The 8,894-nt window shown below is 68.2% G+C and carries 8 protein-coding genes; 4 read left to right on the top strand and 4 right to left on the bottom strand.

Going from position 1 to position 8,894, the window contains the following annotated elements; translation table 11 throughout:
- Positions 1 to 119: 119 nt before the first annotated feature.
- Positions 120 to 896 carry an exodeoxyribonuclease III gene (locus ACFV15_RS02890; RefSeq protein ID WP_378348415.1) on the top strand — a complete coding sequence of 259 codons (777 nt, stop codon included), beginning with the start codon at positions 120 to 122 and terminating at the stop codon, positions 894 to 896.
- Here the strand turns inward: ACFV15_RS02890 and ACFV15_RS02885 are convergent.
- Complete coding sequence (locus ACFV15_RS02885; RefSeq protein WP_378348414.1) at positions 863 to 3,199, bottom strand: ATP-binding protein; 2,337 nt, start codon at positions 3,197 to 3,199, stop codon at positions 863 to 865. The two genes, ACFV15_RS02890 and ACFV15_RS02885, sit on opposite strands and share 34 nt — an antisense overlap.
- 71 nt (positions 3,200 to 3,270) lie before the next feature.
- On the opposite strand from ACFV15_RS02885, the gene ACFV15_RS02880 reads away from it, so the two are divergent.
- From ACFV15_RS02880 to ACFV15_RS02870, 3 genes are all read left to right on the top strand, one after another.
- Positions 3,271 to 4,491, top strand: a complete 1,221-nt coding sequence (locus ACFV15_RS02880; RefSeq protein WP_378348413.1) for a cytochrome P450 — start codon at positions 3,271 to 3,273, stop codon at positions 4,489 to 4,491.
- A gap of 180 nt (positions 4,492 to 4,671) precedes the next feature.
- Entirely contained in the window at positions 4,672 to 5,088 is a 417-nt protein-coding gene (locus ACFV15_RS02875; protein WP_378348412.1) for a hypothetical protein, read from the top strand.
- 57 nt (positions 5,089 to 5,145) lie between these two features.
- Positions 5,146 to 6,270 carry a glycosyltransferase family 2 protein gene (locus ACFV15_RS02870; RefSeq protein ID WP_378348411.1) on the top strand — a complete coding sequence of 375 codons (1,125 nt, stop codon included), beginning with the start codon at positions 5,146 to 5,148 and terminating at the stop codon, positions 6,268 to 6,270.
- On the opposite strand, the gene ACFV15_RS02865 is transcribed toward ACFV15_RS02870, so the two are convergent.
- The 3 genes from ACFV15_RS02865 to ACFV15_RS02855 form a co-directional block, all read right to left on the bottom strand.
- Entirely contained in the window at positions 6,247 to 6,864 is a 618-nt protein-coding gene (locus tag ACFV15_RS02865) for a DUF2306 domain-containing protein (RefSeq protein WP_378348410.1), read from the bottom strand. The two genes, ACFV15_RS02870 and ACFV15_RS02865, sit on opposite strands and share 24 nt — an antisense overlap.
- 229 nt (positions 6,865 to 7,093) lie before the next feature.
- Positions 7,094 to 7,747: a response regulator transcription factor gene (locus tag ACFV15_RS02860; RefSeq protein WP_378348409.1), complete on the bottom strand. Its 654-nt coding sequence runs from the start codon at positions 7,745 to 7,747 to the stop codon at positions 7,094 to 7,096.
- Positions 7,744 to 8,871: a sensor histidine kinase gene (locus ACFV15_RS02855; RefSeq protein WP_378348408.1), complete on the bottom strand. Its 1,128-nt coding sequence runs from the start codon at positions 8,869 to 8,871 to the stop codon at positions 7,744 to 7,746. Before ACFV15_RS02855 ends, ACFV15_RS02860 begins: the two co-directional genes overlap by 4 nt.
- Positions 8,872 to 8,894 lie beyond the last annotated feature (23 nt).

Raw genomic sequence — 8,894 nt, 5'->3', positions numbered from 1 at the left:
CCACACCCCAAACACCGCCAACCCCTGGATACAAACCAACCCCCCAACCACATTATTAGTTAGGCCGAGGGTTCTAGCCGTCGGCAACACTCACGACCCCGTGTGGGAGGCTCGCTCCCATGCGTATCGCGACCTGGAACGTGAACTCCGTCGGGGCCAGGCTTCCCCGGCTGCTCGCCTGGCTCGAATCGGCGGCGCCGGACGTGCTTTGCCTGCAGGAGCTCAAATGCACGACCGAAGCCTTCCCGCTCGCCGAGGTCTCGGCACTCGGCTACGAGGTCGCCGCGTACGGCCTCGGCCGCTGGAACGGCGTCGCGATCCTGTCCAAGGTCGGCGTCGAGAACGTCCAGCGCGGCCTGACCGATGAGCCCACCTACGAGGACGCCGTCGAATCACGCGCCATCGGGGCGACCTGCGGCGGAGTCCGCGTCTGGTCGGTCTACGTGCCGAACGGCCGCGATGTCGGCCACGACCACTACGCCTACAAGCTGCGCTGGCTCGAAGCGCTGCGCGGCACGGTCGTCGCGGAGTCACACGACGAGGCGTTCGCCGTGCTCGGCGACTTCAACATCGCGCCGACCGACGAAGACGTCTGGGACATCGCCAAGTTCGCCGAGTCGACCCATGTGACCGACCTCGAACGCAAGGCGCTCGCGATGCTGCGCGACGCGGGACTCACCGACGTGGTGCCCCGCCCGCTGAAGTACGACCGGCCGTTCACCTACTGGGACTACCGGGCGCTCGCGTTCCCGAACAACAACGGCATGCGCATCGATCTGGTCTACGGCAACGGGAAGTTCGCGGGCGCGGTCACCGATTCCTACGTGGACCGCAACGAGCGCAAGGGCAAGGGCGCTTCCGATCACGCGCCCGTAGTCGTCGATCTGACCGTTTGACCCTCTCGAGCGACCCAGGCAGCCACTTCCGCGCGAGACCGGACATCGAGTTTTTCCCGGATCCGCTCCAGGTGGGTGGTCACGGTCCGCTCGGAAACCCGCAGCCTGCGAGCGATCCGGTCGTTGGTGAAACCTTCGGCGACCAGTGTGGCGATCGTGTGCTCCTGAGCGCTCAGCCGCCGTCCACCGGATGGCGGCTGAGCGATCCCGTGCAGCGCGACCTCCGCGGCGCGCTCCAAGGTCACCTTCCGGCCTGCGGTGTGCGCCGCCGCGACGTCTCGGGGGCGCAGCCTGGTGGACGCGGTGGCGACGGCCGCGTCCACCCGCTCCTGCCAGAACGGCTCGCTCGGCGTGCGTGCCCGCTCCCTGATGGCCGCCGCACAGGCGATAAGACGCAATCCACGCCTGTCGTCGCCGCGCTCCACCGCGACGATGCCGAGTCCGTCGACCGTATAGGCCACATGCTGCGGATTTTCGCTGTCGACGGCCAGCGAGTCCGCGAACCGCGCTCCGGCGGTCTCAGCGTCGCCCTCGAACAGCGCGAGCACTCCGGCGGTGTGGACGACAGCGGTGACCGTGCTGGGCGAGCCCAGCCGACCGGCCAAGGGAAGAGCCTCACTGAGCAGTTCAGCTGCCAGCGCCCGCTCGCCCCAGCTCAACGCGGCCCACGCGAGGTTGTTCAGCGAACCGAGCAGCGCCACCGGATCGCCTAGCGCGCGGAGCAGTTCCAGGCTTTCCAGGTAACACGGCTTCGCTCCACTGTGGTCACCGGCGCAGGACCGCGTATGGCCCTGCTCGTCGAGCGCCCTCGCCAGCCTCGCAGGCCGATTCAGGGTGCGCTCCAGCTCGACCGCCCGATCCGCGTAACTCCGCGCCTCGTCGAGTTCACCGCGGACGGTCGTGACCGTGGACAACGCGCTCAACAGCAGGCCGGCGTAGTCAGGCCGGGCCGCCGGCACTCCACGCAAGGCGGTGACCAGCATTTCCTGGGTGTCCGCCGCGTTGATCCCGCGATCCAGCCAGTGCGCGGCCAGCACACAGGCCAGCGGCGCGTGCCGAGGGTCACCGGTACTGGCGGTCCATTCGACCGTGACGACCAGGTTGTGCCAGTGCGTGCCGAGCTCCCGCAGTACCGATGGCGGAACGGAGAACTCGATCAGGTGGGCCCCGAAGCGAGCGAGCATCCACTCGGCGAGCCGGTCGCCCGCCGACGCGAGTTCAGCCGCGGCAAGCCGTTCTCGCCCGAAAACGCGAATCGACTCCAGCTGGCGAAACCACACCGACCCGTCCACGTCCACCGGCGTCAGCAACGACTTGGCCTCCAGGCCCGCCAACGGATCCACCACGTCGTCGAGCCCGCTCACCACCTTGGCCAGCTCGAGCGGAAACGGGCCTGCCAGTACGGAAAGACGCCGCCACAAGGCCTGTTCGCCCGCGGTCAGTGAGTCATAGTCCCAGCCGATCGCGGCGTTCAAGCTGCGGTGCCGCGAGGCCGAGGTCCGGCCGCCGACGCTCAGCACGTCCAGCCGGTCCGCCAGGCACGACAGCAGATCGGTCAGCCCGAGCACACGGACCCGCCTCGCGGCCAGCTCGATCGCCAGCGGCATGCCGTCCAGCCGCTCGCACAGCGCGACGACCGCGCCCGTGTTGGCGTCGGTCAGGCGGAACCCGGGGTCCACAGCGGACGCCCGATCGACGAACAGCCGGACGGCGTCCGATCGAGCCGCTTGATGCCGCGTGACGGCCCCGACGGGCAAGGTGAGTTCTCCGAGCGGGAAGACGCGTTCACCCCGCGCTCGCAAAGCTTCCCGGCTGGTCGCCAGCATCGCCAGCCCGCCGCAGCGCGCGAGCAGTTCCTCGGCGACCGCGGCGCACTCCGGGAGCAGGTGCTCGCAGTTGTCCAGTACCAGCAGGACTTTTCGCCCGGTCAAGGCCTCCGCGAGTGCCGCCGGGTTCTCCGCCCGGATGCCGAGCGTGCTCGCGATCGCCAGTACGACCAGCGCACCGCGCGAGACCGCGGCGAGGTCGATCAGCCACACTCCGTCGGCGTGCCCGCGCCGGCGGCAGGCGACTTCCGTGGCGAGCCGCGTCTTCCCGCTCCCGGCGGGCCCGGTGACGGTGACCAGCCGGGAGCCACCGAGCAACCGGCCGATGGCCGCGATTTCGTCCTGTCGTCCGATGAATGTGTCCGGATAGGGCACGATGTTGCCCGCACCGGCCACTTCCTTGCGGCGCCGGTACGCGAGCTGACGGCAGGCATTCGCGCAATAGCGACGGCCCGGGCGCACCGGGCCGTCACACACCGGGCAAGTACGTCGTAACAGTGCGGGATCTACCGACTGACCACCGCCCGGTCCGCTGGTCACCATCCCTTATGCCCATTCGCTTCGATCCGACGGATCCCGCCTTCGTCCAAGACCCCTACCCCTTCTACCGCGAGCTGCGCGAAAACTCACCGGTGCATTTCGAAGCGTCACTGGGCGGCTGGGTGTGCACCCGGCACGCCGACGTCCAGGCGATCCTGCGCGATCCTCGGCTGATCCGGCCCCCGGTCGGCAGCGTCCTACTGGGACAGCTGCCCGACGACGTTCGCTCCCAGCTGGCGACATTCGAAAGGAAGCTAGCCACCTCTTTGCCGTTTGCCAACCCACCGGACCACACCCGGCTGCGCGCCTTGGTCGGCAAGGCCTTCACGCAGCCGACCATCGAGGCGCTCAGGCCGCGAATCCAGTCGCTGGTCGACGCTCGGCTGGACCGGCTGACGCCGCGCGCCGATCTGCTCACCGACTTCTGCTACCCCATCCCGACCGCCGTGATCATGGAACTGGTCGGGGTGCCCGCCTCGGCGAGGGAAACCCTGCACGAGTGGGTTGTCGACATCACGCCGATCATCGGCAATTCGCTGCCGAGCGCGGACCCGGTCGGCATCGCGCGCAAAGCGGCGGCCGCGACAGCTGCGTTCAGCGAATACCTCGACGAGCTGATCGCGCGGCGGCGCAAGGAGCCACGCCCGGACCTGCTGTCCAACCTGCTGTCGGTCACCGACGTCACGGGAGGACTGACCAACGATGAACTCACCCTGCAAATCCTGATCCTGCTGATCGCGGGCACCGAGACCACGGTCCACTACATCAGCAACGCCGTGCACACCCTGCTGCGGAACCCGCACCAGCTCGCGCTGCTGCGCGAAGACCCGTCCTTGATCGAGACCGCCACCGAGGAATTGCTGCGCTTCGAAGGGCCGGTGCCGCTCTCGACTCCTCAGCTGACCGCGGCCGACGTCGAGATCGGCGGGCAGCAGATCAAGAAGGGTTCACTCGTCTACCCGGTGCTCGGCGCGGCCAACCGCGATCCGCGGCGCTTCACCAACCCCGACGTGCTGTACCTGCGAAGGCCGCTGGGCGGCGTGCTGAGCTTCGGCGGCGGCATTCACGTCTGTTTCGGCGCGCAGCTGGCCAGGACCGAGGTACGGATCGCGCTGACGTCGCTGCTGCGCAGGTTCCCCGGCATCCGGCTGGACGACGAAGCGCCCGCACCCGTGTACCGGCCGGACGCGACGCTCCGCGGCTTGACGTCCTTGCCGGTCCGCCTCTGACCCGAGTGAGGCGGTTTCAGTCGTGCCCGATCCCGACAATGCACATAAACCGGCAGAAATTTCCAAGCGGGGAATCCTGACCGGTTTCACCCTGCCTTGAAACACCTTGCCAATCCTTCTTTTTCGACCTTAATTTGAGCCAGTCGAAATCAATTCCAAGCCATCTGGGAGGAATTCGCCATGGACTCACAACGCGCCGCCTTTCTTGAAGGACTCGAGGCAGATCTCACCACTTCTGAAGGAAAGACCACCGCGAACATTGGTACTGTCGGAGGCAGTCGCCGAATTCGGGAAAAGGTAGGCGCACTGGGCGCCACACTTTTCGCCGCGGGCTCGTTCTTCGCGCTTTCGGCGGGTGCGGCGAGCGCCAGCCCGGCGAGCCCGGTCACCGCGCAGGACGACTGCATGTCACCCGACTACCGGGCGGAGAACCAGGTCAAGCACTGCTCGTGGATCGGCGGGGACATCCAGCGGTTCGACTACCTGCGTTCCTACACCGCCAACAACGGCACCATCCGCTGCCACGTGTTCAACCACTATTCCTGGACCTGCAACAACTGGTACTACGTCAACCAGCCGGAGGCCTGCGGACACTGACCGGACGCGGGTGCCCGCCTTCCCGGCGGGCATCCGCACGGCGGATCGGGAAGCACCATGCGTGACAAGATTTCGATCGTCGTACTGGCCAAGGACGAACAGCGCTGCATCGCGCGCTGCCTGGCCAGCATCACCGGTCATGACTACGAGATACTGGTCGTGGACACCGGATCCACGGATAAAACCGCAGATATCGCGGCGAACCACCAGGATGTCCGGCTTGTCCATTTCCCGTGGTCCGATTCCTTCAGCGCCGCCCGCAATTTCGCCGTCGACCAGGTCTCGACCGGATGGATCGTCTTTCTCGACGCGGACGAATGGCTCAGCGAGCGAGCAGCCGGGGAATTGGGCGCACGGTTGTCCGAATGGTCCGGCGCACCGAACCTCGCCCGCCTCGTGCTCACTCCGACGATCTATGACGTCGACCGCGCCGTCGCCGAAGAAGGAGTTCCTCGCGTCTTCCGCGCCGACAGCTCGATCCGTTATCGGGGCCCGGTCCACGAATACCCCGTCGTCGAGTGCGACGGCGACGTCCGCGTCGAACTCGGCCGGCTGGGTGTCGAATTCCAGCACGACGGCTACCATCCAGCGGTCGCGCGAGACAAGGAAAAGCTGCAACGCAACCTGCGTTTGCTGGAGACCGCTCGTGCACAGGACCCGGACAACCCACGCTGGTGGTACTACACGCTTCGCGACGGCCTGCCGGTGCTCGATCGCGACCAGATCGTCGCGCTCTGCGAGACGCTGCGAGACCTGCCCAGCGACAGCGCGCGGACAGGCGAACTGCTCAGCACAGAGAAGCTGTACCGGCTCGCGCTGAGCACCGCCTGCCAGGGCCTCGCCGCGCTGCGGGACTGGCAAACGCTTTACCGCTACTGCGACGAACTGGACCGGCTGGGCAGCCCGGACGGAACGTACTTCCGCCTGATGGCTGAACTGCGGACCGGCGTGCTCACCAACCGGGACCTGCTGGGCGCGGTACGTCTGCGCGGCGACGAGAAACTGGTCGCCATCAGCGCTGTCGACCCGGCGGGCAGGCACCTCGACGCGCTGATCGTCGCGTTGCTCGGACGGCTCCGCGGCGAGTCCGAAGCCGAACGGTATCGCGCGCTCTGCGAGCCGTGGACCGACGTGTTCTTCGACCGCGGCCAGGCACGATCACCCGTGGGAGAAGCCCGATAGGGCCGACGGCCTGGCGATCTGACGGCCGATGACCCACTCGGCCACGGCGAGGTTGATCACCCAGCCCGCGGCCATGAGAAGCGCGTGGGTGAACTCGCCCGGCGCTCCGAAGGCCGCGGCCCACGGCAGGTGGGTGAACACCTGCGTGCCCGCGCCCATGCCGATCGCGTAACCGCGGATCATCCAGGCACGGTGGCGCCGGATGTCACGCCGCAGCACCGCGGCGGTCCCGAGGACGATCGCGGCGACCATGGCCGAACCGAAGACGAGCCGGAACACGAAGAGCAGTTCGCCGTCCCCCGGCGGCGACGGATAGAAGACGGTCATCCACAGCCCGGAGAAAGCCGCCGCCAGCCCCAACGGAACCAGCGCGCGCCCGGAAACGCGATGCAGGCCCAGCCTGCGGCGGCGCAACCCTGGCGCGAACTGGAAAGCCCCCAGCACGCAATAAAAACTGGCCGCCACGATGTGCACGATCACGGGCACCGGCACCGCGAAGAAGCGGGCGTTCTCCGGCGTGATCCGTGCGCCGCCTGACAGTTCCGCCAGGCGCATGGAGCCTGCCACGATCGGAACGGCACTGAGCAACAGCAAGCCCGTGAGGATGCGCCAATCCGATCTCTTTCGCGATGCCGCGGTTTTCGTTGCCACCGGGTGAGCCCTTCGTCCGTCGTGCGTCTTGGGCTCAATCCTGGCGACGCGGCGACCTTGACTCATCGGGCGAAAGGGCCCCGGCCGAGCAGGCCGGAAGCATGGTAGGCGCCTCGTACTTTCGGCTGAAGGACTCGTGAGGGGTACGGCCGGTTCTAACCGGCCATACCACTCACGACCCCGCGCGGCCGGTCTCGTAGGCCCACATGACGATCTCGACGCGGTTGCGCACGCCGATCTTCGCCATCAGGCTCGCGACGTGCGTCTTGACGGTGCTGAGCGTGATGTAGAGCTCGGCGGCGATCTCCGCGTTGGTCCGCCCGCGGGCGACCGTGCGGAGCACCTGCTCCTCCCGGTCGGTGAGCGGCTCGATCGGCTGTCTCGGCTTAGCCCGCCCAGTGCTCGCGAAAGCGTTTAACAGCCGTGCGGTGACGCTCGGCGCGATCAGCGCATCGCCGGCGGCCGCGGCATGGACGGCTTGCGAAAGCAGTTGCGTTCCAGCGTTCTTGAGAAGGAAACCGCGAGCACCCGCTCTGAGTGCCGCGTAGACGTACTCGTCGAGGTCGAAGGTCGTGATGATGACGACGGCGAGCGGGTCGGCGACCTCAGGGCCGGCCAGCAGGCGGGTCGCTTCGATGCCGTCCAGTACCGGCATCCGGATGTCGAACAAGCACACGTCGGGCCGCAAGCGTCCGGCCAGTTCGACGGCCTGGCGCCCGTCCTCGGCCTCGCCGACGACCTCGATCCCCGGCTGGGCGTCGAGCATCATCGTCAGCCCGGTGCGCACGATCTCCTGATCGTCGGCGACGATCACCCGGACGCTCATGCCGACGCACCGGCACGCGGCAGCCTCGCGCGCACGGTCCAGCCGCGCCCGGGATCCGGGCCCGCTTCACAAGAACCGCCGAGCAGGTCCGCGCGTTCGATCATGCCGAGCAGCCCGAAACCTGGCGCCGTCCGGACCGGGCCGCCGTCGCCGTCGTCACTGACGCGCAAATGGACCGACGCGTCATCGGCGGCGACCTGGACTTCGATCCGCGTGGCGTGCCGGGCGTGCTTGCGCGCGTTGGTGACCGATTCCTGTGCCAGACGGTAGATCGCGCTTCCGATCGACGGTGACACGTCGCCGACCTCACCCGAGATGACCACCTCGACCGTCGGCTTGCTCACGCTCGCGAGCTTCGAAAGATCCGCGATGCCCTGGCCCGGCGTCAGCTGCGCGGGCTGGTCGCGGCGCAGCACGTGGACCATGGCGCGCATCTCGTCGAGCGCGGCCGCCGCCTCGGCCTCGATCAGGCGCAGCGCCTCGGCCGCGGCTTCCGGCCGCGACTCCATGGTCGCGAGGCCCGCCTGCGCGCGGATCGCCATCGCCGAGACGTGATGGGCGACCGTGTCGTGCAGATCCCGCGCCAGCCGTTCTCGCTCGAGCAGCTTGACCTGGTCGAATTCCCGCCGCCGTGCGCCCGCCCGATACCGGAACGCGGCGCCGAGCGCGAAGGTCGCGAACAGCACGACCACTCCGCCGAAGGTGTCGCCGACGCTGGCCTGGCCGAGGAGGGCCAGCAGGGCGACCTTGCCGAACACGACCGCCGCACCGAGCACGGCCTCACGGCCCGAACCCCATCTGACCAGCGAGTACGGCAGGATCAGAAAATACACCATCGCGTAGGACACTGGCGCGGCGCCATCGGTCACCACCAGCATGACCGCCCCGGTGCCGAACGCGATCACGACCATCAGCAGCGGCCTGGTCCGCCGCCACAGCAAAGTCGGCACCAGCCCGGCGACGACGACCACGGAAAGCACCCGCCACGGCAGGCCTGGCCGGAGCAGGCCTTCGAGCACGGTGGCCGCCACGAGCACGGCCACGAGTACCCGGTCACGCCGCGGCCATATGGGCGGATCGGGCGGACGCGGCTCGTGCCAGGTCGAGCGGAGCAGGTCGTTCACGCGCTGATGGTACGAGAAGCCGG

It is taken from the genome of Amycolatopsis sp. NPDC059657 (assembly GCF_042734395.1).
In the GTDB taxonomy this organism is placed as follows: Bacteria; Actinomycetota; Actinomycetes; order Mycobacteriales; family Pseudonocardiaceae; genus Amycolatopsis.
This window is presented reverse-complemented; position numbering and strand designations above follow the sequence as displayed.